The following is a 22958-nucleotide window of genomic DNA, read 5'->3' as shown; positions in this document are numbered from 1 at the left end:
ATAGGAAACCAGTACGCTCTGTCGGCTATCCCTGCACTGTTGAGCGGATCGTGATGTCTCCGATTTCGGTGTCCTCGGGCTGTTCGATGGCGAAGGCGATCGCTCGCGCCACCGCCGATGGCGGAAGACCGAACTCGTTCATCGTGCGCCGGATCTGCTCACGCACCGCCACGTCGTCTATGGAGCTGTCGAGTTGGGTATCGACGAACCCCGGCGATATCGATGTGGTGCGCACTATCCCGTCGGTCGACTCTTGGCGCAGGCCTTCCATCAGGGTGCGGACGGCATTCTTGGTGGCCGCGTAGACGGCCATGTTGGGCACGATCTTCAACCCGGCCGTCGACACCGTCGTGACGAAGTGGCCCCGGCCCTGCCGCTGGAAGACCGGTAGCGCCGCCGCGATGCCGTGCAGCACCCCGCGCAGGTTGACGTCGATCATGGCCGACCAACCGCCGACGTCCAGATCCGATATCGGGCCTACCTTGCTGATGCCCGCGTTGCTCACCAAGGCATCCAGCTGACCGAACTCATCGATGGCCATACCGACAAGTCGCTCCAGATCCTCAGGCCGAGCGACGTCCACCCGACAAATCACGGCCGCTCCCCCGAGATCCCGTATCTCGCTCGCGATGTCGGCGAGGCGCTCGGTGCGGCGCGCTCCGAGAACCACGCTCGCCCCGCGCTCGGCGAGCAGCCGCGCGGTCGCCTCTCCGATGCCGCTGCTTGCGCCGGTGATCGCGACGACCTTGCGCTCGATACTTTTCATGCGCCCCACTGTAAAAACGCTGTCAAACTCCCGTTAAAACACTTCGCCGCCATCGCGGATGGGCGCGGGGCCTGCGAAAATTTGGGCATGCCCACCATCGAGACGCGCCTGCGCGAAGAGTTGCGCAACTGCGCCGTTGAACTACGGCAGCTGGCATACACCATGCCCCACGGCGTGGGCGAGCATGATCTGCTGCAACTGTCAGACCGGATGCACGCGGCCGCGGACCACGTGGTCCGCAAGGGGGCCTAGCGTCCCCCTAGCCTCCTTTGAGCCGAATCTTCCAGCGCACGAAGCACAGATAGAAAACGCTGATCACCACCAGCATGGCCATGTCGAACCACCAGGTGCCGGCATTGTGATGCCAGTGTGAGTCCTTCGGCACCTGCGGACCCGGCTCCAGGTGAATCAAGTTGACGGTGGAGGCCGACGTCGCGAAACCCCACCGGGCCGGTGTGGCCCACGACATCTGGTCCAGCCCGATGCGCGCGGTCACGGGAATCATGCCGCCGGAGAACACCAGCTGCGACATGACCGCCACGACGAGCAGCGGCATGATCTGGTCGTTGGACTTGGCGATCGCGGAGAGCGCCAACCCGAGCATCGCCGAGGCGACCGTGGTCGCCGCGACATCGACGAACAGCTCCAGCCCGGGCTTGCCCAGCGCTGCGGCGCCCTGGGTCGGGCCACCCTTGCCGAGCAGCGTGATGGCGCTGACGATCGCCGACTGAACGATCGCGAACACGGTGTAGACACAGACCTTCGCCAGCAGGTAGGCGGTGGTGGACAACCCGACCGCCTGCTCACGCAGGAAGATCGCGCGCTCGCCGATGAGATCGCGGATGGTTAGTGCCGTCCCCATGAAGACCGCACCGACGTTGAGCAGCACCAGGATCTGCCCGGGCTCGGTCGGCGCCTCACCCATGGGATTGGGTATGCCGAAGCCGACGTCACCGGGCACCGACATCGACAGCGAGCCCATGATGAACGGCAGCAGCGCGAGAAAAGCGAAGTAGCCGCGGTCGCTGACGATCAACCGAATCTGTCGCCGCGCGATCGTGGAGAACTGCCGGACGAGGCTGGTTTGCGGCGGATCGCCCAGCTCGGCGGGTTTCTCCGGGGGTGGCGGCGCCGGGGCCGGGCCCGTCTGCGACAGGTACCGCGCTTTGGCCGCGTCGGGATCGCCGGCGACCGTGCTGAAGATGTCGGCCCAGTTGGTGGTTCCCATCGCCGGACCGATTTGGCTGGGCGGCCCGCAGAACGCGGTCTTGCCGCCGGGGGCGAGCAGCAGAACCTGATCGCACACGTCGAGGTACGTCAGCGAGTGGGTGACCACGAGGACCACCCGGCCCGCGTCGGCCAACTGCCGCAGCATCGTCATGACCTGCCGGTCCAGAGCGGGGTCCAGACCGGAGGTCGGCTCGTCCAGGATCAGCAGCGACGGCCCGGTCAGCAACTCCAGCGCCACCGACGCGCGCTTGCGCTGGCCGCCCGACAATTTGTCCACCCGAGTCTGCAGGTGCTGGCTCATCTCGAGTTCCTCGAGCACCCGGGCCACCACCTGGGCGCGGTCCTCCTTGGTGGTGTCCGGCGGCAGCCGTAGTTCGGCCGCATACATCAGCGCCTGTTGCACGGTCAGCTGGCCGTGCACGACGTCGTCCTGCGGCACCATGCCGATTCTGCTGCGCAGCGAGGCATATTCGGCGTGAACGTTGTGGCCCTCGAAGGCCACCGTGCCGTTGGTCGGGCTGGTGTACCCGGCCACCAACCTGGCGAACGTCGACTTCCCGGCGCCCGACGGACCGATGACGGCCGTCAGCGTTCCGGGAAGCGCGCCCAGCGAGATGTCGTCCAGCAGCGTCTTGTTGTTGTCGATCGTCCAGGTCACCCCGCGGACATCGAGGCCGCCGGTGCGCGTCGCGGTCGCGGCCTCGTCGCGACGGGCCAGCGTGCCGCCCGCGAAGACGAGGTCGATGTTGCCGATCGTGACGACGTCGCCCTCCTGCAGCACCGCCACCTCGACCCGGGATCCGTTGACGAAGGTGCCGTTGATGCTGCGGTTGTCATGAATCTCGGTGCCGCGCGGCGTCGGGATGAGGGTGGCGTGGTGGCGTGATGCCAGAACCTCGGGAATGACGATGTCGTTGTCGTTGGCGCGGCCGATCTTGATGGCGCCGGGCGTCGCCTCCGCTTTACCCGGCCGCAGCATCTTCAACATCGAGGTCGCGAGGTTCGACGCATCAGCGCCGACGCGCATGGTCTCGGGTCCGGCCGGGGCGACCTTCGCCGGTGGTGCCCGGTAGATCTGCGGTGCCGAGTGCGACCCGCTCGGCGGAGCCGCCGGTTGCCCACCGGTCGGGTAACGCGGCTGCGGCCCGGACGGGTGGCGCGGCGGCTGGACCGCTTCCGGTCCGGTGGGCGGACGCGTCGGCTGCGACCGCAACGGCCCCGACGGGGAGGGCTGCGGCTGGCCCCGCCAAGGTGACGTGCCGGTTCCCGATGAGCCCTGGACCGGTGCTGGGCCACTCGGTTCGCTCGACGGGCTCAGAAGCGGAATCGACGTTGTCAAGGGTGGGCGTCCGGCCGAGCCGAGGTGGCGACCGACCTCGAAGGCCAGCGCCGGACCGTCCGGGTTCCCGATGTTGACCCGCAGGCCGTCCAGGATGTCGACGGTCGGCACCCGGCGGCTGTTGACGTAGAGGCCGTTGAGGCTGCCGTTGTCGATCGCGACCCATCGGCCCTGGTCGAATCGCACCAGCAGGTGCGTGCGCGATATCAGAGGGTGGGCAACGCGGACGTCCGCCCGCAGGTCACGCCCGATCACGACATCGTTGCCTGCGGAGAAGGTGCGCTCGGCTCCGTCATACCGCACGGTCAGCACAGGCGGGGCTGGTCGGCTCATTAAGCCAACTGTATCGGCTGGCGCCAAGCGCAGGGCAAGTCATCGCAACGTTTTCGACGGCGAAACGGCGGGTAATCCGCCGTCCATGCAGCACAGCGACAATGACTTCCCCGACGACGTGCCCGTCGCGGATGCCGTTGAGCAACAGCAGCCGACCTCCGGCTCGCCGGCCGACGAGGACGACGCCACATCCTGGCCGGACGACCGCGACGTGCCGCTCGAGGCGGCCCCCTCCGACTGGCAGGAACAACGTGAGACGGTCCTGATCGACCCGGAACTCGACGAACGCGAGCAGTACGAATAGACCTGCGGCGCAGACGCTTTCGCGGCACCTGGTCGGTCCAGGCTATCCGGCGGCGGCAGTGATCTCCGGCGCGCGCCAGGCGCCGCCGGGGCCGGTCGTGACATCCTTGACGAAGTCCCCGATGTAACGAATGGCACGTCGCCCCTCGGGCAGGATGTCGGCCGCCAAGGGGAAGTCGTGAATCTGGCCGTCCCAAAGATGCAAATCGCAGCGGATTCCACTGGCTTCCAAGCGCTTCGCCATGAGCTCGGCGTCCGGGAGCAACAGCTCATCGGAGCTTGCGTGGATCGTCACGGGAGGCAGCGCGGACAAGTCGGCGTCGACCGGGGAGACCACGCGGGCCTTGGAACTCCCTTTGCCCGCCGGCAGTTGCACTTCGCCGAGGTACCGGGCGAACATCGACAACGCCCCGCGGGTGAACATCGAGCACTTGCGTGCGTTGCGATGCTTGAGCTTGCGGGCGGGATCCGGGTCGGTGAACGGCGAAACCGTGGCGATTCCAGCAGGTTTCGCGACGTGGTTCCGGATGGCTGCCAGCGTGGTCATGAACGCCAGGTACCCGCCGGCGGAGTCGCCCGCCACGACAATTCGGTCATCGTCGTAGCCCCGCTCCCGCAACCAGCGCAGGCCGCTGAGGCCGTCTTCGATCGCGTCGCTGATTTGATGCGACGGCAACTTTCGGTATCCGACCGTGAGCACACCGGCGTCGGCCGCCTTCGACAAGCGGCACACCACCGAACGGTGGGTGTTCAGGCCGCAGGTCAAAAACGCCCCGCCGTGCAGGTAGAGGATCGCGCGCGCCGGAGACACCCCTCGCGCGCGAATCCATTCCGCGCCGCAGTGTTCGAGTTGTATGGGTTCGACGGTCGCCGACGAACGAGAATGTGGCAGCAGACCGGCCATGCCGTCGACGTATTCGAGCGGCCAATGCAGATGCGGCTGAATTGCCCAGGCGCGCACGGCGTTTTTCACGATCAACCGGCTGGCCCATGACACCGCAACCGATTGCGCGCTGTGCCGGTGGTGGATGCGTCGATTGCTCACCACGTGCCGCAACGAACGACGACGCTCCGGATCCCTTGTGGCCATTGACAACAACTCCTATTTTGACGAGCGGATACCCGGCCTCCAGCACGTGAAAACTCTGCGTTAAGCCTGTGGCAAAGTTGGGTTTCTCACTGTTTACGCGCGCGAAAGGCGGGTATTCCGGCCTTATCTATGCGCGCGGCCAGCATGATGGCCCAAGATATGGGCATGGACGCAATCGATGCTCGGCTGCTGTCGGATCGGGTCGCGGTGGTCACCGGCGGCGGTGGCGGAATCGGCGCAGCGACGGCCCGGTTGTTCGCCCAGCACGGCGCGCGCGTCGTCATCGCGGATAGCGACACCGAACTCGCGCGACGAACGGCCGACGACATCGCGAGCAGCGGGGGTTCTGCGTTGGCGGTGATCACCGACGTTCGCGACGCCAATCAGGTTGCGGCCTTGGCGCAAACGGTGCTGGATCGCTATGGGCGGATCGACATCCTGGTAAACAACGTCGGTCATTGGCTGCGTCACCCGGGCAACTTCGTCGACACCGATCCGCAACTGTGGGATGAGCTCTACCGCATCAACCTGCACCATGTTTTCCTCGTCACCCACGCGTTCCTGCCGGCGATGATCCGCCAGCGCGCGGGTGCGATCGTCAACGTCTCGTCGGTCGAAGGGTTGCGCGGTTACCCGGAGGATCCGGTCTACGCCGCGTTCAAGGCGGCCGTCATCCATTTCACGCGCAGCCTCGCGGTCCAGGTGGGCCGCGACGGAGTGCGGGTCAACGGTGTCGGCCCCGACGTCACGGAATCGCTCCAGGTGCCCTACTCGCAGTGGCTATCCGCCGAGGAGCAGACGCAGTGGCCGCAATGGGTTCCCGTCGGGCGGATGGGCCTGCCCGAAGACCAGGCCCGAGTCATCCTCTTCCTGGCGTCCGACCTGTCGGCGTTCGTCACCGGCCACACCATCCCGACCGACGGCGGCACCGGCGCGGCGGGCGGGTGGTTCCGCTCGTCGCGCCGGGCCGATCGCGAATGGACGAATCGCCCGATCGAACCCTGAAGCAGCCGTTAACTTCCGGGGACGGAGACAGTGGCTTGCTGCTCGACCTGTAGGCCCTGTTGCTCGTCTTGCTGGGCTTGCCGGAGGTCCAGTTGCAGTTGGGCTTCGAGGTCGTTGCCATCGGCTACGACGCGGGTAAACGCCGATCCCCCAACGGTTTTCGCGTCGTCATATTGCGGGGCGTGGGATAGCGCTAGCATCGCAACGTCGCGATATCGGCGAGAATCGTTTGCGTCAAAATGCGTTGCTTGTTCGCCGCCATCACGCAACTTGCGCGCTGGGATTAGCAAGAACCTGGATCGAAGTTATCGATCCGCTGTGAGATCAGACGCCTTGTGCGGCTCGAAATCGTGCTTGCTCGTGGATCACGGTGACCGGAATACCGTTGAGGACACCATTGCCGGACGGCTCGTCGACGAACGCCGGCGGGGACAGCACGTTGGTGTTGGCGCCGGGCGAGCTGTTGGCCACCGACATGCGGGTGCCCGGCTTGCCGTGGCCCCAGCCGTGCGGCATCGACACGACGCCGGGTTTTATCGCGTCGGTGATCTCGACGGGGACACTGATCTCGCCGGCCTCCGATTTCACCGTGACAACGTCGTCGTCGGCCACACCGAAGCGTGCGGCGTCGTCGGGGTGGATCAGCAGCGTGCACCGGTCCTTGCCCTTCATCAGCGCGGGCACGTTGTGCAGCCAGGTGTTGTTCGACCGCAGGTGTCGTCGGCTGACCAGCACCAGCGGCTCGGCGGGCCGTTCCAGGCGTGCGGCCAGCCGTGGCAGGTCGTCGAGCAGGTATTGCGGGGCGAGGCGGATTTTCTTGTCGGGCGTGTCCAGGATGTCGGGCAGCTGGGGCACCATCGGCCCGAAGTCGATCCCGTTGGGGTTGGCCTTGAGCATGTCCAATGTGAGGCCGCCCGGGTTCTGTCCGTACTGGTCCCCGAACGGGCCGGTTCGCAGCGTGAGGTCGAGCATCCGCTCCGGGCCGCCTTTCAAACCGGCATCGTCGTAGAGCTTACGGATCTCCGCGCCGTCGAGGCCGCGGGTGAACGCCAGGTAGTCGAAGAAGCCGTCGTCGATCGCCGCGACATCGACGTCTTCGGCGGGGATGCCGGTGCACAGGCCGGTCAGCCGGATCAGGATCTCCCACTCGTGCGGGCGGTCGCCCGGGTCGAACACCGGGGCCGAGTAGTTCGCGATGCTGCGGATCGCAAACAGCAAGATGAGGTCGTCGTGGTGAGGTTGCTCGAGTGGGGAGAGCCCCGGCAGGATCACGTCGGCGTGCCGCGTTGTCTCGTTGAGCCACAGATCAATCGAGATCATCGCGTCCAGCATCGGCAGCACCTCGTCGAGTTTGTCTCCCCCGGGCGTGGACAACACCGGGTTGCCCGCGACCGTGATCAGCGCCTTGAGCTGCCCGTCGCCCGGTGTGGCGATCTCTTCGGCCATGCACGACACCGGCGCCTGGCCGAGGACCTCTTTCGCGCCCCGAACCCGCGTGTGCCAGCGACCGAATTCGGGGGCGCCGCCCTCGAGGCCGGGCAGCGGCTGCGAGGTGATCGACCAGGCCGCCGGCTTCGGAAACATCGCGCCGCCGGGCGTGTCGAAATGGCCGATCAAAATGTTGACCACATCGACCAGCCAGCTGGCTAGGCTGCCAAACTCCTGATTGCACAGGCCGATTCGGCCATACACCACCGACTTCCGGGTGCCCGCGAGCTCACGGGCCAGCCCGCGGATCCGGTCCGCGTGGATGCCGGTGACGGCGCTGACCCGCTCCGGCGGCCAGTCCGCGGCGACCCGGCGCATCGTGTCGACGCCGTCGACGTGCGGTCCGGGGTCGATCAGGTCTTCGTCAAAGAGTGTGTGCGCGACCGCAAGCAGCAGCGCCGCGTCGGTGCCCGGGACGATCGGAAGCCACTCGTCGGCACGGGCGGCGGTCAGGGTGCGCACCGGGTCGATCACGATCACCTTGCCGCGCTTGCGGATCGCTTCGATCAGGCCCATCACATCGGGCGCGGCCAGCAGCGAGCCCTGCGACGCGGCGGGGTTGGCGCCCATGATGACCATCAGGTCGGTGCGTTCGATGTCGGGCACCGGGAAGTTCCACCAGAGGCCGTACATCAGGTGCGACGACAGGTTCTTGGGCCACTGGTCGACCGTCCCCGGCGAATACGTGACCGGCATCCCCGACATGCCCAGCAGCACGCCCGAGTAGCGGGCGAGCGAGAAGGAATGCGCCAGCGGGTTGCCGGTATAGGCGGTGACCGCGCCGATCCCGTACTTCTGGATCACCGGCGTCAGCAACTCGGTGCAGCGGCGAAACGCGACGTCCCAGCTGACTTCCTGCCAGCGGCCGTCGACCTTGATCAGTGGGTGGCGGATGCGATCGGGGTCGTCGTGCAGCGCGGCGAGGGACACGCCTTTGGGGCAGATGTGCCCGCGGCTCCAGACGTCGTCGGGGTTGCCCCGGATGCTGGTGACTTTCCCGTCTTTGGGGCCGCCCTCGACGTGAATCTCCAAGCCGCACATGGCTTCACACAGTGGACAGGTCCGCAGATGCCTGCCGTTGTCGCCGGTCGTCACCCACCCACTGTATTCCGCTACTGTCCGTAGCGGAAGTACCCAAAAAGCACGGCACTCGCTGATAAACCGCTGATGATCGGCCCTGAGACACATTTGAATCTGCCAAGCCGGCTGTACAACGGCGAGACGCCGACCCTAGCGTCGGGTACATGACCGATCGGCAGGACATCGAGTACCTCCGCTGTGAGCTACTCGACCGGATCGATGCGCACCCGTTCGAGGACTGGTCCCCCGCCCTCCTGCGGGCCATGATCGCCGTCTTCGACCTCGACGGAGTCACGCCCGTCGGCGGCCACGGCTTCCGGCCCTACGTCATCAGGTAATTCGGCGCGCCTCCGCGGCGCATGACTAAAGTCGCGACGATGGAGATGTGGGAACTGGTCGCGCGTGAGCAGATCCGCGACACCCTCGCGCGGTACAACTGGTCGGGTGACGCCGGCCGGCTCGACGGACTTGCCGAAACATTCTGCGCGGACGGTGTTCTCGAGATTCGCGGGTCCGAACCTCTGCGCGGCCGATCCCAGATCGCGGCCTTCCTCGGCGGTGTCACCGGCAACCTCGCCGACAACGCTGACGTCAAGCCGGTCGTGCGGCACAACGTCGCCACCGTGGTGTTCACGGGACTGACCCCGGACGAGGCCCACGTCGAGTCTTACTTCACCGTGGTCACCCATATCGGACTCGACCATTTCGGACGCTATCGCGACGTCCTGGTGCCCGACGGTGATACCTGGCTGATCAAGCATCGCAAGGTATCGACCGATTGGGCGGCACCCGACTCCCTCATGGCTCGGCGGCCGCCGAACGTGTAATCAGTGCGACCGGTGTCGGCGGGTCGTCGTAGCAGTTACACGTTCGGCGCCGAAACACCGATCGTCATGATGTTGAGCCGGCAGCCGTCCGCGCCGGCGCGCCAGGCGTGGTCGACGCCCGTGATCACAGCGCTGTCGCCGACCGTCAGCAGGTGCGCACCGTCATCCAGGATCAATTCCACCGAGCCCGACAGCACCACGTCGAAATCGACCGTGTCCGTATGGTGCATGGAGAATTCCGCACCCGGGGAATACTCGATCGCCGCCCAGCGCATCGAACCCGGCGGGACCGCCAGGTCGAGGACATCGGCGACGCGCCCGCCGCCATCATCGATCGACGGAGCGGAGGCCGTCGCGTAGAGAACCGAATACAGGATGCCGCCCAGCCCGGCATTCCCTTGCAGTGTGACGGGGCCGTCCTGGGCGGCGCATGACCGCCCGGCTGCGTCAACGCCGGTGACCAGCAAGCGCATGCCCCAAGACTGTAGACGAGGCGCTGACCGATCAGCGGAACCACCGCTCCCGCCCGTCGCGGCGACGTGGCAGGGTGACCTCGTGGCCAAGACTCCGACCGTCGAGCACGACCTGCGTGAGATCAGCACCCCGAACGGCGCATTGCGCTACTACGACTGCGGCGCCGACAGCGGCCCGGTGTTGCTGTTCCTGCATGGCTCGGGGCCCGGCGTCACCGGGTGGCGCAACTTTCGCGGGGTCCTTCCCACCTTCGCCGAGCGTTTCCGCTGCCTGATCCTGGAATTCCCCGGCTTCGGGGTCAGCGACGACTTCGGCGGCCACCCGATGGTGACGGCATTCGGCACCGTATCGCCTTTCCTGGACGCGCTGGGCGTCGACAAGGCGCACATCGTCGGCAACTCGATGGGCGGCGGCGTCGGCATCAATTTCGCCATCGCCAATCCCGGTCGCGTCGGCCGGCTGGTCACCATCGGCGGCATCGGGACAAACATCTTCAGCCCCAGCCCCAGCGAGGGCATCCGGCTGTTGCAGGAGTTCGTCGAAGACCCCACCCGGCAGCGGCTCGTCGACTGGCTGAAATCGATGGTTTACGACCAATCGTTGGTCACCGACGAGCTGATCGAGGAACGCTGGTCGCTGGCCACCGATCCCGCGACACTGGATGCCGCGCGCCGCATGTACGGCAAGGCGGCGTTCGCCGGGATGAACTCCGCCATGGCGGCGTCCGACCGGCCGCTGCCGTGGGCCATCATGCACAAGCTGACGGCGCCAACCCTGCTGACGTGGGGCCGGGACGACAGGGTGAGCCCGCCCGACATGGCGCTGATCCCCATGCGCACCATCCCCAACGCGGAACTTCACATATTCCCCAACTCCGGGCATTGGGCGATGATCGAAGCCAAGGAAGCGTTCGAAAGTACGGTCCTGGCGTTCCTGTCCCGTAAGAACGGCTAACCGCTCGTCGATCCCTCATCGCTGGGTGGCGCCCGCGTCGACCGGCAGGGTCACTGCGGTGATGTATCGCGCCTCGTCGGACGCCAGGAACAGCGCGGCGTTGGCGACGTCCACCGGATCTATCCATGGCACCGCGAGCATGTTCATGCCGCGAGCCGCCTCGGCGAACTCGGCACGCGTGGGCGGCCGGTCCAAGTCCGGGCGAAACGCGCTCCTAACGGCGTCGTTCTGGATCATCGGAGTGTCGACATTCGTCGGATGGATGCAGTTGACCCGAACATTGTGCGGCGCAAGCTCGTTCGCAAGGCTGCGCATCAAACCGACCACACCGTGCTTGGCGGCGGTGTAGTGCGCGACACCGAGTAAGCCACGCAATCCGGCGATCGAGTTCGTCAGGACCAGAGCCCCGGCGCCTCGCGCGATCAGGTGCGGCGCCCCGGCCCGGCACGTATGCCACACGCCGGTGAGGTTGACGTCCAGCATGGCGCGCCACGCGGTTTCGTCCAGATCGACCGCCATGCCGCGAGAGGTGATTCCCGCAGTCGCACACACTACGTCCAGTCCGCCGAACCGCTCGACGCCTCGGTCCGCGGCAGTGCGCATCTCGGCGAGGTCCCGCACGTCGACGATCTCCGTGTGCACCCGGGCACCGGCGTCTGTGACTAGGGCGGCCGTGTGGTCGAGGTCGGCGGGTGTGCTGTGCGGGATCACCACCGTATCGACCGGTCCGCACACGTCCAGCGCCACGATGTCAGCGCCCTCCTGCGCGAAGCGCACGGCTTGCGCGCGCCCGATCCCCCGCGCCGCGCCGGTGATCAGGGCGACCTTCCCGGCAAGCCGCCCGCTCACGTCGTCTTCTGAGTCAGGCCTGCGTCGACGACGAGCTGCGTACCCGTGATGTAGCGGGCCTCGTCGGAGGCCAAGAACACCACGGCGTTGGCCACGTCGACCGGTTCCAGCCACGGCACCGGCAGCAGGTTGCGCGCCTCGAGCACCTCGGCAGCATCGGCCGCCGTGGGGTTCTCCAGATCGGGCCGCAGGCGCTTGAACGTCGCCTCGTTGAGCACCGTGGTTGTTGCGACCGCGCCGGGGTGGACGGTGTTGACCCGGATGCGGCGCGGCCCGAGTTCGTTGGCCAGGGTGCGCGCAAGGCCCACCACCGCGTGCTTGCTGGCCGTGTAGTGGGCGGTGTTTGTCGTGCCGCGAATTCCGTTGGTCGAACTGATGATCATGATGGCGCCGCCCCCCTCCCCCATGTGCGGCACAGCCGCCCTGATGGTGTGCCATACGCCGGTGAGGTTGACGTCGAGCGTGCGCTGCCAGTCTCGCGGGTCCAGTTCCCACGAGGGCGCGCCGGGAAGGTGGATTCCGGCGTTGGCGACGATCACGTCAAGCCGACCCAGTTCTACGACGCCGTGATCGATCGCGGCCGTCATCGCTTCGAGGTCGCTCACATCGGCGACGCCGGTCACGCAGCGCCGACCCCTATTCTCGACTTCCCTTGCGGTATCGCTCAATTCGCGTTCCGCCGCCTGTCCGTCCAGCGCGATCACGTCGGCGCCCTCGTCGGCGAACCGCTCGCAGTGCGCGCGTCCGCTGCCGCGGGCGGCGCCGGTTACCAGCACGACTTTGTCAACCAGTCCTTTCATTGCGGCATCGTGATCAGGTCGAATCCCCGGTAGCCGGAGTCGGCGACCTCGACGCAGATGTCGTTGTAGGTCGCGAAGCCCCCGACGAACAGCATGAAACCCCTTGGCTTTCCCGGCACGTTCGCGCCCATATACCAGGAATTCGCCTTGGTGAACAGCGTCGTCTCGGCGCGCCGGGAGCATTCAGCGACCCAGGCGTCCACGCTGTCCACAGTGGCTTCGATCGCGGCGTAGTCGTGGTTATCCAGGTAGGTGATGGCCTCAGCAATCCAGTTCACCTGAGCTTCCGCGTGTAACACCATGTTCGCCAGCACGGCGGGTGCTCCCGGGCCAGAGATCAAAAAAAGATTGGGAAACCCGTCGACGCCCAGCCCCAGATAGGTGCGCGGTCCGTGCGCCCAGTCGTCACGCAGGGCCGTGCCGTTACGCCCGACAATGTCGATCTTGCCCAGCGCCCCGGTCATCGCGTCGAAACCCGTTGCCAGAACAATCATGTCGACGTCGTACCGGGCCTCGGCGGTGTTGATGCCGCCGGCATCGACGGATTCGATCGGAGTCGCACGCACGCTGACCAGGGACACGTTGGTCCGATTGAATGTCTGAAAGTAGTTGCTGTCGGTGCAGATTCGCTTGGTGCCGATCGGGTGATCATTGGGAATCAGCATGTCGGCGACCGCTGGATCGTCGATGACGGCCCGGATCTTTTCCTCGTAGAACTTTCGGGCCTCGTCGTTGGCGGCCAGATCGATCATCTGGTCGGGGAATGTCTTCGAGAACAGCACGCCACCCAGCTGCCAACGCTTTTCGAACGCGGCTCGCCGCTCCTCTGGCGTGCACTCCATCGTCGGCTTCGGGGCAGTGATGTGCGGGGAGCCACCGCCGCTGCGCCACGAAAGCCTGCGCCGCTCCGCGTAGCCGGCCTTGATGTCGTCGAGCTCTTCCGGCGACAACGGCTTGTTGCCAGCCGGGACACTGTAATTGGGGCTGCGCTGGAAGACATAGAGGTGGGACGCCTGCTCGGCGATAATTGGAATCGACTGAATTCCGGAGGACCCGGTGCCGATGACCGCCACCCGCTTGCCGGTGAAGTCGACGGGATCGTGGGGCCATTGGGCGGTGTGGTAGATCTGGCCGGCAAAATCGTCCAAGCCATCGAAGGTCGGCGTCAGCGCGGTCGACAACGGGCCGGTTGCCATGAGACAAAACCGCGCCGAAAGCGCCTGCCCGCCGTCGGTGGTGACTGTCCAGCGCAACGCAGCCTCATCCAGCACCGCCGACACGACGCGGGTGTTGAGGGCGATGTCGCGGCGCAGGTCCAGTTTGTCGGCGACCCAGTTCAGGTAGGCGAGGATCTCGGCCTGGGTGGCATACTTTTCGGTCCAGTTCCATTCCTGCTGCAGTTCGTCGGAGAACGAGTAGCAGTAGTCGACACTTTCGACGTCGCAGCGCGCGCCCGGATAGCGGTTGTAGTACCAGGTCCCACCCACCTCGGGTGCGGCTTCGAGCACCCGCACCGACAGACCTTGGCTGCGTAGCTTGTGTAGGGCGTACAGACCGGCGAACCCCGCGCCGACCACTAGTACGTCGAGAGGCTGCTGGCCGGGATTGGTCACAGGCAGCAACGGTAGGGCCTTGGTCGTCGCAGGCGGTTCCCTTTCCCGGTCAACGGACGCTCCGGCCGAGTTTTCCCGACCACTGGGCGTGCGCACTCGCCCACCGCCGCAGATCGCAGATCATCGGCTCATGTCAGAAGTTGCTCATGTCGTAGTGGAGCTGGATGGTGAGCGACATCGTTTGCGTTGGCCCCGCAGTCAGACCCTGGTCGACACGTTGCTCGACGCGGGCATCGACGCGCCCCACTCGTGCCGGGCGGGCCGCTGCGGTTCGTGTGTGGCCACCGTCGTTGCGGGCGAGACCGAGATGGCGGCGTGCGACCTCCTGGAAGCCGACGACCTGCGAGACGGCCTGATTCTTGCGTGCCAGGCCAGGCCGGCCAGCGACCATCTCCACATCAAGTTTTGACCGCGTTTACGTCCGCTCACCGGGAATGCCTTCGGGTTCGGCGCGGACTGCGGTAGACCATTACTACGCCCCCACACGTTAGGACGAACGATATGAGCGAGCGGGTACTCGACCGGGTAGTTGCCATGGCCGATCAGTTGCGCGACCAGGCCGCCGAAGCCGAAAGGATTGGCCGGCTCACCGACGACACCGTCAAGCTGATGAAAGGTGCCGGCCTGATCCGGCTGCTGCAGACCAAGCAATACCAGGGCTTCGAGGCCCACCCCCGCGAGTTCGCCGAGACGACGATGGCCACTGCGGCGCTGGATCCGGCCGCCGGCTGGATCGTCGGCGTGGTCGGTGTGCATCCCTACCAGTTGGCCTATGCCGATCCGAAAGTCTCCGCGGAAATCTGGGCAGAGGACGTCGACACGTGGATGGCCTCCCCGTACGCGCCGCAGGGCGTGGCCAAGCCCGTCGACGGCGGCTACACCTTCAACGGCCGCTGGCAGTTCAGCTCCGGCACCGATCATTGCGACTGGATCATCCTGGGGGCGATGCTCGGCGACGAGAAGGGCATCCCGCTGATGCCGCCGCAGATGCTGCACATGATCCTGCCGCGCAAGGACTACGAGATCGTCGAGGACTCGTGGAATGTGGTGGGTCTGCGCGGAACCGGGTCCAAGGACGTGATCGTCAAGGACGCGTTCGTCCCGACCTACCGCACCATGGACGCGACGAAGGTGATGGACGGGACCGCCCAGCGCGAGGCGGGGATGACCGAGCCGCTGTACCTGATGCCGTGGTCGACGATGTTCCCGCTGGGCATCTCCGCGGCGACCATCGGCATCGCCGAGGGGGCGCTCGCCGCCCACCTGGACTACCAGCGCGGGCGCGTCGGCGCCACCGGGACCGCGATCAAGGACGACCCCTACGTCATGCACGCGATCGGCGAGGCCGCCGCCGACATCAACGCCGCCCGCCAGGAACTGCTGGCCAACGCCGACCGCATCTACGACATGGTCGCCGCCGGCAAGGAGGTGTCGTTCGCCGACCGCGCGGCCGGCCGGCGCACCCAGGTTCGCGCGGTGTGGCGCGCGGTCTCGGCGGTCGACGAGATCTTCGCCCGCTCGGGCGGCAACGCGGCCCGCATGGACAAGCCGCTGCAACGGTATTGGCGTGACGTGCACGTCGGTCAGATGCACGCCATCCACGTGCCCGGCACCACCTATCACGCGGCGGCGCTCAGTTCGATCGGCATCGATCCGCCCGAGGGTCCGCTGCGAGCCTTGATTTAGGAGAACGCTTCACCATGAGCGACCTGAAAAGCCTTGGCTACATCACCATTTCGACCAACAACATCGACCGCTGGCGGCAATTCGCGTTCGGCGTCCTCGGATTCGCGGAAGGCAAGGGGCCCGACGCGTCCGCACTGTATCTGCGGATGGACGAGCGCGCGGCCCGGCTGATCGTGGTGCCCGGTGAGACCGATCGGGTGCTCACCGTCGGCTGGGAAGTGCGCGACCACCAGGCGCTGCAGCGGGTCAAGGCCACCCTCGATGGTGCCGGGGTTGCGTTCAAACAGTTGTCCACCGACGAGGCCGAGGCGCGCCGGGTGGAAGAGGTGATCACGTTAGAGGACCCGGCCGGCACCACGCTCGAGGTGTTTCACGGGGCGGTGCTCGACCACAGCCCGGTCGTCACCCCGTTCGGCGCGAAATTCGTCACCGGCGATCAGGGGCTGGGGCATGTCGTGGTGCCGGCCATGGAGCCGAACGGACTGTTCGATTTCTACACGGATGTGCTGGGTTTCCGTTCCCGTGGCGCGTTCCGGGTACCGCTGCCGAAAGAGTTCGGCCCGGTGCGGGTTCGCTTCCTTGGCATCAACGAACGACACCACAGCATGGCGATCGTCCCGGCCGCACATCAGCGCGACCCGCGGCTCGTGCACATCATGGTCGAGGTCGACACCCTCGACGCGGTGGGCCAGGCGCTGGACCGCGTCAACGCCGAGGGATTCCAGCTGTCGTCCACCCTGGGACGCCACACCAACGACAAGATGATCTCCTTCTACGTCCGCGCGCCCGGCGACTGGGACATCGAATTCGGCACCGACGGCATGCGGGTCGACGAAACCTATTACACCGCAGAGGAAATCACTGCCGACAGCTACTGGGGTCACCAGTGGGTCGGCGAGATGCCCGCGGCAATGCGGTTATGACGCCCGACACCGACGTCAGGCCCGTCCCCGCCGCGTCGATCACCTCGTGGGACGACGAGGCCGACGTCGTCATCGCCGGCTACGGAGTGGCCGGCGCCGCCGCGGCGGTCGAAGCGGCCCGCTCCGGCGCCGACGTCCTGGTCCTCGAGCGCACCGGCTCGTGGGGCGGCGCCGCGGCGATGGCGGGCGGTTTCATCTACCTCGGCGGTGGCACCGCGCTGCAAAAGGCTTGCGGCTTCACCGATTCCGTCGACAACATGGCGGCATTCCTGAACATCGCGATGGGGCCGGGCGCGGACGAGGACCGGATCGCCGACTACTGCGCCGGCAGCGTCGCCCACTTCGACTGGCTCGTGGGCTGCGGTGTGCCATTCAAGGCAGAATTCTTCTCCGAACCCGGCTGGGAACCGATGGGCGACCAGGGCCTGATGTACAGCGGCGGCGAAAACGCCTATCCCTTCAACACCATCGCCACCCCCGCCCCGCGCGGACACGTCCCGCAGATGTCGAACAAGAAGCAGGGTGAGGCCAGCGCCGGCTACATGCTGATGAAACCGCTCGTCGAGACGGCCACCGCGGCCGGCGCGCGTGCCCTCTACGACGTGCGGGTGCAGTCGCTGATCGTCGAATCCGATGGGCGGGTGGTCGGCCTGCGCGCCCGGCAGTACGGCACCGAGATGGCGTTGCGGGCGCGCTCGGGCGTGGTGCTCGCGACGGGCAGCTTCGCCTACAACGACGCGATGGTGACGCGCTATGCGCCGCGGATCGCCGGCCGCCCGGCCGCATCGATCGAGCAGCACGACGGGCAAGCGATCCGGATGGCGCAGGGCCTGGGTGCCGACCTGGCCCACATGGACGCCACCGAGGTCGCGATCTTCATCGACCCGCAACAGCTGGTGCGCGGGATCCTGGTCAACGGCCGCGGTCAGCGCTACGTCACCGAGGACACCTACCCGGGCAGGATCGGGCAGCTCACCCTGTATCAGCAGGACAACACCGCCTACCTGATCATCGACGGCGATGCCCAGGAGGAGGCGATGGCGTCGTGGTCACCGAAGTTCATGCTGCGGCCGGCGACGTGGGTGGCCGACAGCGTCGCCGACCTGGAACGCGACATGGGGCTGACGCCCGGCTCGCTGCAGGCGACCGTCGCCGCCTACAACGACGGGGCCGCCAGGGGCGAGGATCCGCTCCTGCACAAGAAGCAGGAATGGGTGAAGCCGATAGGTTGCCCGGTCGGCGCGATCGACCTGCGCGAGAGCACCGGCGGCTTCACCCTGGGCGGCCTAAGTACCACGTTGGATGCCGAGGTGCTGCACGTCAGCGGTGAGCCCATCCCCGGCCTCTTCGCCGCGGGGCGTTCGACCGCGGGCCTCGCCGCGTGGGGCTACGCCAGCGGGGTCTCGCTCGGTGACGGAAGCTTCTACGGCCGCCGCGCGGGCCGCTCGGCCGCCAAGGGCTGACCTGCGCTAATCCGTCGACTAAACCGGGTCCGGCGGCGCCTTTTCGTGTCTTGTGTGACAGCAGCCACAGCGGTATGGTGCATATATTCCTAATAGGAATATTACAGCCAGTTATAGCAACCCTTGAGGACACCGATGTCACGAACCGACGCCGTCGCGACCGCCCAGCCAACACCCAGTGCCGTTATCGACCGCATCTCGTTGGTGCTTGATGCCTTCGATGGACCGGGACGGCTGACGCTGGCACAGATCGTCCGCCGCACCGGCCTGCCGCGCTCGTCGGCGCATCGGATGCTCGAGCGCTTGGTGCAACTGCGCTGGCTGCGCCGCAGCGGCCGCGACTACGAGCTCGGTATGCGTTTGGTGGAGCTCGGTTCACTAGCCGTACACCAGGACCGTCTGGTGCGCGCGGCCAGGCCGCTGCTGGGCGAATTGCACCGCGCCACCGGGCTTGTCGTCCACCTCGCGGTCCTGGACGGACCCGACGTCGTCTATCTCGACAAGGTCGGCGAACCGATGAACGGCGCGATCCCCACCCGAGTCGGGGGCCGTCAACCCGCGCACTGCACCGCCGTCGGCAAGGCGATCCTGGCCTACAGTGACGAGGACAGGGCCGTGGATCTGCAGGCCCGCAAGACCAAGTACTCGATCGTTAACAGCTCGCAACTGGCGATCGAATTGGCCAAGGTGCGCGCCCACGGTTTCGCGTTCGAGCGCGAGGAGTCGCTGCTCGGATTCGGTTGTGTGGCAGCCCCGATCGGCAGCCCGGGTGAGGCCGTCGCTGCGGTGTCGGTGTGCGGTCCGATGAATCGCATGATGTTCGATCAGCGCCTGGCCGCGCCCGTCCGCATGACCGCAATGGCCATCTGGCGCAACGTCGAGGACGGCCCGCAACGGGTGGCGCCGACCCTGCAACCGCTTCGGCCATTGCGACTGGCACGACCCGCGCCACGTCCCGCCCTGCAGTACGCGTGAGCCTCGATCCACAGATCGCTTCCCTTATCGAGGCGCTGGACGCCGGATTCCCGCCGGTCCACACCATGACCGGTGCTGAGGCCCGGGCGATCATCCGCTCCCGTTTCGTGCCACCTGCCAAGCTCGAACCCGTTGCCGAGGTGCGAGACGAATCGATCCCGGGGCCCGGCGGCGACATCGCGGTGCGGATCTACCGACCCGACGGTGAGGGCCTGCCGATTCTGGTGTACGCCCACGGCGGTGGTTTCGTGTTCTGCGACCTGGAAAGTCACGACGGCCTGTGCCGCACCATCGCTAATAGTATTCCCGCCGTTGTGATTTCGGTTGCTTACCGCCTGGCGCCGGAGCATCGGTGGCCTGACGCAGCCGAGGACGTCTACGCGGTCGCCCGGTGGGCGGCCGACAATGCGGACGCGATTGGCGGCGATGCAAAGCGCGTTGTGGTGGGCGGCGACAGCGCGGGAGGAAACCTGGCCGCCGTCACCGCGGTGATGGCGCGCGATCGTGGCGGTCCCCCGATCGCCGGCCAGTTGCTCATCTATCCGGTGATCGCAGCCGACTTCAACAACGAGTCATATCGCTTGTTCGGCAACGGTTTCTACAATCCGAAGCCGGCGCTGCAGTGGTACTGGGATCAGTATGTCCCGGCGCGTGCCGATCGGGAACACCCCTACGCCTCGCCGCTTCGAGCCGACCTGGCCGGAGTGCCGCCCGCAGTCGTCGTCATCGCGGGTCATGATCCACTCCGCGACGAGGGCAACGCCTACGCCGACGCACTCGAAGCTGCGGGTGTGATCACGGTGCGATGCCGCTTCGACGGCGGCATCCACGGGTTCATGACGATGCCGATGCTCGACATAGCTCACGAAGCGCGGCAGCGGGCGTGTCTGGAACTTGGTCGACTACTTGGCTGAAAGGTGGTTTCAGCGTGTACGCCACCAACAGTGCGTGGGGCCTATATCCGCTGGCGGCTTCCGCGGGCGCCCCTAGCGGTCAGGTGCCGATCGGCCGCGCGTCAACCGGAGTCGCCGCAATGCCTCCGATCTTCGCGAGCACCGGACCGTAGCGTTGTCCGGGATCGAGTACGCAGTGGGTGCGCCCGAAAACAGTGACCATGCACTTGTTGTTGTGTGTGCACCTGCTGCGTGCGGTGGGATCACCGATCATCGTGTTGACCAGATCGGGCTCACGCAGCAGCGCCCGGCCCATTGCCATGAAGTCGAATCCCTCGCGCATCCCGGTCTCGAGATGATCGCGGTTAGTGATACCGCCCAGGAGAATCAGCTTGGTGTTTCGCACAACCGGTACGAATTGCCGCGCCGCCTCGAGCATGTAGAGGTCGGTATAGGGGTAGCTGCCCATTATTCGCTTTCCAGCCAGCCTGACGGCGGGCCGCAAAGCGGCCGGCATGACACGGGCGAACTCCCGCGCCGGGACGTCACCTCGGAACAGATACATCGGCTTGAAAACCGAGGAGCCCTGAGTCGGCTCGATCGCGTCGAGTGTGCCGTCGGCGTCGAGCAGCTGTGCGGTGCGCAATGCCTCGTCGATCCAGATGCTGCCCGGCACTCCGTCGTCCATGTCCAGCTTGGCGATGACAGCGATCTGGCCGTCCGCCACTTTGCGGACACGCTCGGCGATCTCACGCGCGAAGCGGGATCGGTTGTCGATGGACCCGCCGTACTGGTCCTTGCGGCGGTTGATGAGCGGGCTCATGAAGGAGCTCGGCAAGTATAGGTGCCCGAAATGCAATTCGACCGCGTCAAATCCGGCATCGATCGCCAACTGCGCCGCAGCGCCGAACTGATTGATGACCGTCCTGATCTCGTCGCGGGTGATGGCGCGGCAGTACGCGAACGACGTGGGGTTGATGAACCGGCTCGGCGCGACCGCCGTTACCCCAGTCAACGCTTTCGGTGCCACCACGCCGGCGTGGCCGAGCTGGGCGGAGATCGCGGCACCGCCCTCATGAACGGTGTCGGTGAGCCTGCGCAACCCCGGCACAGCTTGTGGACTCATCACGATCTGGCCGGGCGCGCTGGCACCCTCGGCCGACACACAGCAATAAGCGACCGTGGTCATGCCGACACCTCCGTCGGCGAACGACCGATGGAATGCAATCAGATCATCGGTGACCAGCCCCTCGGGTGATCGCCCTTCAGATGTAGCGGCCTTGATGATCCTGTTGCGCAACGTGACGGGGCCGAGCTGAACGGGGCCAAACGGATTGCTCATCGGTCCACCGTCATCGATCATCCAGGTCGGGTCAACGAGGTTCTCCCGATGGCCGGGATTGCACCCATTCAAGGTCTCGCGTAGTGCCTACGGTCGGCCCATGGCTGGCGGCCAGATATTCGTGATCGACCGGGTAGTGACGAAGCCCGGCTGCGCCAAAGTATTCGTCGACACTTATCTCGCCGAATACGCACCGAGTGCCCGCTCTCGCGGTATGACATTGTGTGACGTCCTCGTCAGTCCTCCGATCTGGTCGGAAGATCTCTCCAACACCGTCACCATCAGCTGGACTCTGCCCAGCGCGCAGGCATGGTGGGAGATGACCTGGAAGGGCCGGCCGGACCCGGCACTGGGCGAATGGTGGTCTCGGATTAGCGAACTGGTTACGGAGCGGTCCCGGTCTTTCGCCGCTGCCGCCGCCGACGTCGAACAGCTCTGCGATGTATAGCGTCATCAGACTCCTCGACGTCGTCGACGTGGGGCGGGATCGCGTGCTGGCGGCCGTGCGTTCGGGGGCCGAAGCCACCCACGCACACCACCGGCTTGTCGAGCCGACGCTGCCGGGGTCACGCAACGGCGGCGACGTGCTGGTCCATTTGAGGTTCGATTCCCGAAGTCAATGGCTTTCGGCCGCAGATGAATTCGCTGCTGTTCTGCAGGACCCCAGGATTACACGCATCAACGGAGCCACTTACCCGGGCGTTCCGGCCCGCAGCGACGGCGGGGCGGGCACCGTTTATCGCGCCCTGTTGTTGCGGGTCCTACCAGACACCGACGCCACCACCCGCAGACGTTTCGAAGACGAGCTGTCCTCGATGCCCCACTACATACCGGCCATCAGAGCGTGGCAGCTGAGCCGCGTCGATGATGCCATCGGAACGTCGCCATGGACGCACGTATTCGAGCAGGAGTTCCGCGATCTCGACGGACTGATGGGTTCCTACCTCATGCATCCGATCCACTGGGCGGTGGTGGACCGATGGTTCGATCCGGAATGCCCTGATGTGATCGTGCGGGACCGGGTGTGCCACAGCTTCTGTCGATGCGACACTGCCTTGCCGACTAGCTGCTGAAGATGCCGAGTGACCCGACGTGGGCGCGGTTGGCCTTGATCCGCTCTGTCAGGCACCACGTTCCATCGCCGCGCCGCTGCCACGTGTCCTTATAGTCGCCGAGGGTATAGAACCGCGCCGATGGATCAGCATCAGAGCGGAGATGAACGTCACGAATGTAGGACCGGCTGACCGCAGCATCGCCGTCGACGTCGATGACAACATTGCCCAGTAGGTGTTGGGTGGGACCGCAACTGTCGAGGAAACCCCGTATCAGCTCAATGATCGCCGCGCTTCCGTGCAGACGCCCGGTGCCAAAGTCGCCTTCTGCATCGTCGGCGAGAATTTCCGCCATCGCGGTCCAGTCGCGATCGTCCATGGCCCGGGCGAACAGGGTCAATGCGCGCTGCACGTCGCGCTCATCGCAGAGGCGTTGCAGGTCATCAGAATTCACGCGTCATCATCCCTTTCAT

24 protein-coding genes are annotated in these 22958 nt (G+C 66.2%); 14 read left to right on the top strand and 10 right to left on the bottom strand.

Annotated features, from left to right (window positions below; translation table 11 throughout):
* Nucleotides 1-25: 25 nt before the first annotated feature.
* A complete protein-coding gene (locus ACQI5H_RS19075) occupies nucleotides 26-766 on the bottom strand; it encodes an SDR family oxidoreductase (RefSeq protein WP_427080884.1) in 741 nt (246 codons plus the stop codon).
* A gap of 87 nt (nucleotides 767-853) precedes the next feature.
* Between ACQI5H_RS19075 and ACQI5H_RS19070 the strand changes: the two genes are divergently transcribed.
* Nucleotides 854-1018 (top strand): hypothetical protein, encoded by a 165-nt coding sequence (locus ACQI5H_RS19070; RefSeq protein ID WP_427080883.1) that lies wholly within the window; start codon nucleotides 854-856, stop codon nucleotides 1016-1018.
* Between the two features lie 7 nt (nucleotides 1019-1025).
* Here the strand turns inward: ACQI5H_RS19070 and ACQI5H_RS19065 are convergent, their stop codons facing one another.
* Entirely contained in the window at nucleotides 1026-3668 is a 2643-nt protein-coding gene (locus tag ACQI5H_RS19065) for an FHA domain-containing protein (RefSeq protein WP_427080882.1), read from the bottom strand.
* A gap of 85 nt (nucleotides 3669-3753) precedes the next feature.
* Between ACQI5H_RS19065 and ACQI5H_RS19060 the strand changes: the two genes are divergently transcribed.
* Entirely contained in the window at nucleotides 3754-3972 is a 219-nt protein-coding gene (locus tag ACQI5H_RS19060) for a hypothetical protein (protein ID WP_427080881.1), read from the top strand.
* A gap of 42 nt (nucleotides 3973-4014) precedes the next feature.
* Here the strand turns inward: ACQI5H_RS19060 and ACQI5H_RS19055 are convergent, their stop codons facing one another.
* Nucleotides 4015-5061 carry an alpha/beta hydrolase gene (locus ACQI5H_RS19055; protein WP_427080880.1) on the bottom strand — a complete coding sequence of 349 codons (1047 nt, stop codon included), beginning with the start codon at nucleotides 5059-5061 and terminating at the stop codon, nucleotides 4015-4017.
* A 159-nt stretch (nucleotides 5062-5220) separates the two neighbouring features.
* Here ACQI5H_RS19055 and ACQI5H_RS19050 point away from each other — a divergent pair, with 159 nt between their 5' ends.
* Nucleotides 5221-6066 carry an SDR family NAD(P)-dependent oxidoreductase gene (locus tag ACQI5H_RS19050; RefSeq protein WP_427080905.1) on the top strand — a complete coding sequence of 282 codons (846 nt, stop codon included), beginning with the start codon at nucleotides 5221-5223 and terminating at the stop codon, nucleotides 6064-6066.
* A gap of 324 nt (nucleotides 6067-6390) precedes the next feature.
* On the opposite strand, the gene ACQI5H_RS19045 is transcribed toward ACQI5H_RS19050, so the two are convergent.
* Nucleotides 6391-8649 carry a molybdopterin-dependent oxidoreductase gene (locus ACQI5H_RS19045; RefSeq protein ID WP_427080879.1) on the bottom strand — a complete coding sequence of 753 codons (2259 nt, stop codon included), beginning with the start codon at nucleotides 8647-8649 and terminating at the stop codon, nucleotides 6391-6393.
* Nucleotides 8650-8798: 149 nt separating this feature from the next.
* Between ACQI5H_RS19045 and ACQI5H_RS19040 the strand changes: the two genes are divergently transcribed.
* Both ACQI5H_RS19040 and ACQI5H_RS19035 read left to right on the top strand, forming a co-directional pair.
* On the top strand, nucleotides 8799-8972 hold the full coding sequence (locus ACQI5H_RS19040; protein ID WP_427080878.1) for a hypothetical protein: 174 nt from the start codon (nucleotides 8799-8801) through the stop codon (nucleotides 8970-8972).
* A gap of 39 nt (nucleotides 8973-9011) precedes the next feature.
* A complete protein-coding gene (locus ACQI5H_RS19035) occupies nucleotides 9012-9461 on the top strand; it encodes a nuclear transport factor 2 family protein (protein ID WP_427080877.1) in 450 nt (149 codons plus the stop codon).
* 35 nt (nucleotides 9462-9496) lie between these two features.
* Here the strand turns inward: ACQI5H_RS19035 and ACQI5H_RS19030 are convergent, their stop codons facing one another.
* Complete coding sequence (locus tag ACQI5H_RS19030; RefSeq protein ID WP_427080876.1) at nucleotides 9497-9934, bottom strand: cupin domain-containing protein; 438 nt, start codon at nucleotides 9932-9934, stop codon at nucleotides 9497-9499.
* Nucleotides 9935-10016: 82 nt separating this feature from the next.
* On the opposite strand from ACQI5H_RS19030, the gene ACQI5H_RS19025 reads away from it, so the two are divergent.
* Nucleotides 10017-10889, top strand: a complete 873-nt coding sequence (locus ACQI5H_RS19025; RefSeq protein WP_427080875.1) for an alpha/beta fold hydrolase — start codon at nucleotides 10017-10019, stop codon at nucleotides 10887-10889.
* 15 nt (nucleotides 10890-10904) lie between these two features.
* On the opposite strand, the gene ACQI5H_RS19020 is transcribed toward ACQI5H_RS19025, so the two are convergent.
* The 3 genes from ACQI5H_RS19020 to ACQI5H_RS19010 are packed head-to-tail and all read right to left on the bottom strand — an operon-like array spanning nucleotide 10905 to nucleotide 14151.
* Nucleotides 10905-11738 carry a mycofactocin-coupled SDR family oxidoreductase gene (locus ACQI5H_RS19020; RefSeq protein WP_427080874.1) on the bottom strand — a complete coding sequence of 278 codons (834 nt, stop codon included), beginning with the start codon at nucleotides 11736-11738 and terminating at the stop codon, nucleotides 10905-10907.
* Nucleotides 11735-12538 (bottom strand): mycofactocin-coupled SDR family oxidoreductase, encoded by an 804-nt coding sequence (locus tag ACQI5H_RS19015; protein ID WP_427080873.1) that lies wholly within the window; start codon nucleotides 12536-12538, stop codon nucleotides 11735-11737. The genes ACQI5H_RS19020 and ACQI5H_RS19015 overlap by 4 nt, the downstream gene beginning before the upstream one ends.
* Nucleotides 12535-14151 (bottom strand): flavin-containing monooxygenase, encoded by a 1617-nt coding sequence (locus ACQI5H_RS19010; RefSeq protein WP_427080872.1) that lies wholly within the window; start codon nucleotides 14149-14151, stop codon nucleotides 12535-12537. The genes ACQI5H_RS19015 and ACQI5H_RS19010 overlap by 4 nt, the downstream gene beginning before the upstream one ends.
* Before the next feature lie 130 nt (nucleotides 14152-14281).
* On the opposite strand from ACQI5H_RS19010, the gene ACQI5H_RS19005 reads away from it, so the two are divergent.
* The 6 genes from ACQI5H_RS19005 (at nucleotide 14282) to ACQI5H_RS18980 (ending at nucleotide 20112) form a co-directional block, all read left to right on the top strand.
* Nucleotides 14282-14560, top strand: a complete 279-nt coding sequence (locus ACQI5H_RS19005) for a 2Fe-2S iron-sulfur cluster-binding protein (protein WP_427080871.1) — start codon at nucleotides 14282-14284, stop codon at nucleotides 14558-14560.
* 92 nt (nucleotides 14561-14652) lie between these two features.
* Nucleotides 14653-15837 (top strand): acyl-CoA dehydrogenase family protein, encoded by a 1185-nt coding sequence (locus ACQI5H_RS19000; protein WP_427080870.1) that lies wholly within the window; start codon nucleotides 14653-14655, stop codon nucleotides 15835-15837.
* Between the two features lie 14 nt (nucleotides 15838-15851).
* Entirely contained in the window at nucleotides 15852-16760 is a 909-nt protein-coding gene (gene bphC, locus ACQI5H_RS18995; protein WP_427080869.1) for a biphenyl-2,3-diol 1,2-dioxygenase, read from the top strand.
* Nucleotides 16757-18223, top strand: coding sequence for an FAD-dependent oxidoreductase (locus tag ACQI5H_RS18990; RefSeq protein WP_427080868.1), 1467 nt, complete (start codon nucleotides 16757-16759; stop codon nucleotides 18221-18223). Before bphC ends, ACQI5H_RS18990 begins: the two co-directional genes overlap by 4 nt.
* Before the next feature lie 135 nt (nucleotides 18224-18358).
* Entirely contained in the window at nucleotides 18359-19198 is an 840-nt protein-coding gene (locus ACQI5H_RS18985; protein ID WP_427080867.1) for an IclR family transcriptional regulator, read from the top strand.
* Entirely contained in the window at nucleotides 19195-20112 is a 918-nt protein-coding gene (locus ACQI5H_RS18980) for an alpha/beta hydrolase (RefSeq protein ID WP_427080866.1), read from the top strand. Before ACQI5H_RS18985 ends, ACQI5H_RS18980 begins: the two co-directional genes overlap by 4 nt.
* A 79-nt stretch (nucleotides 20113-20191) precedes the next feature.
* Here the strand turns inward: ACQI5H_RS18980 and ACQI5H_RS18975 are convergent, their stop codons facing one another.
* The gene (locus ACQI5H_RS18975) at nucleotides 20192-21433 is read right to left on the bottom strand and encodes an NADH:flavin oxidoreductase (RefSeq protein WP_427080865.1); all 1242 of its coding nucleotides are present in this window, start codon (nucleotides 21431-21433) and stop codon (nucleotides 20192-20194) included.
* Between the two features lie 100 nt (nucleotides 21434-21533).
* Here ACQI5H_RS18975 and ACQI5H_RS18970 point away from each other — a divergent pair, with 100 nt between their 5' ends.
* Nucleotides 21534-21881 (top strand): hypothetical protein, encoded by a 348-nt coding sequence (locus ACQI5H_RS18970; RefSeq protein WP_427080864.1) that lies wholly within the window; start codon nucleotides 21534-21536, stop codon nucleotides 21879-21881.
* Nucleotides 21874-22506 (top strand): Dabb family protein, encoded by a 633-nt coding sequence (locus ACQI5H_RS18965; protein ID WP_427080863.1) that lies wholly within the window; start codon nucleotides 21874-21876, stop codon nucleotides 22504-22506. Before ACQI5H_RS18970 ends, ACQI5H_RS18965 begins: the two co-directional genes overlap by 8 nt.
* Here the strand turns inward: ACQI5H_RS18965 and ACQI5H_RS18960 are convergent.
* Complete coding sequence (locus tag ACQI5H_RS18960) at nucleotides 22496-22939, bottom strand: nuclear transport factor 2 family protein (protein WP_427080862.1); 444 nt, start codon at nucleotides 22937-22939, stop codon at nucleotides 22496-22498. The genes ACQI5H_RS18965 and ACQI5H_RS18960 overlap by 11 nt on opposite strands.
* Nucleotides 22940-22958: the final 19 nt, after the last annotated feature.

Source organism: Mycobacterium heidelbergense, assembly GCF_050205645.1.
Classification (GTDB): Bacteria; Actinomycetota; Actinomycetes; order Mycobacteriales; family Mycobacteriaceae; genus Mycobacterium; species Mycobacterium heidelbergense_A.
This window is presented reverse-complemented; position numbering and strand designations above follow the sequence as displayed.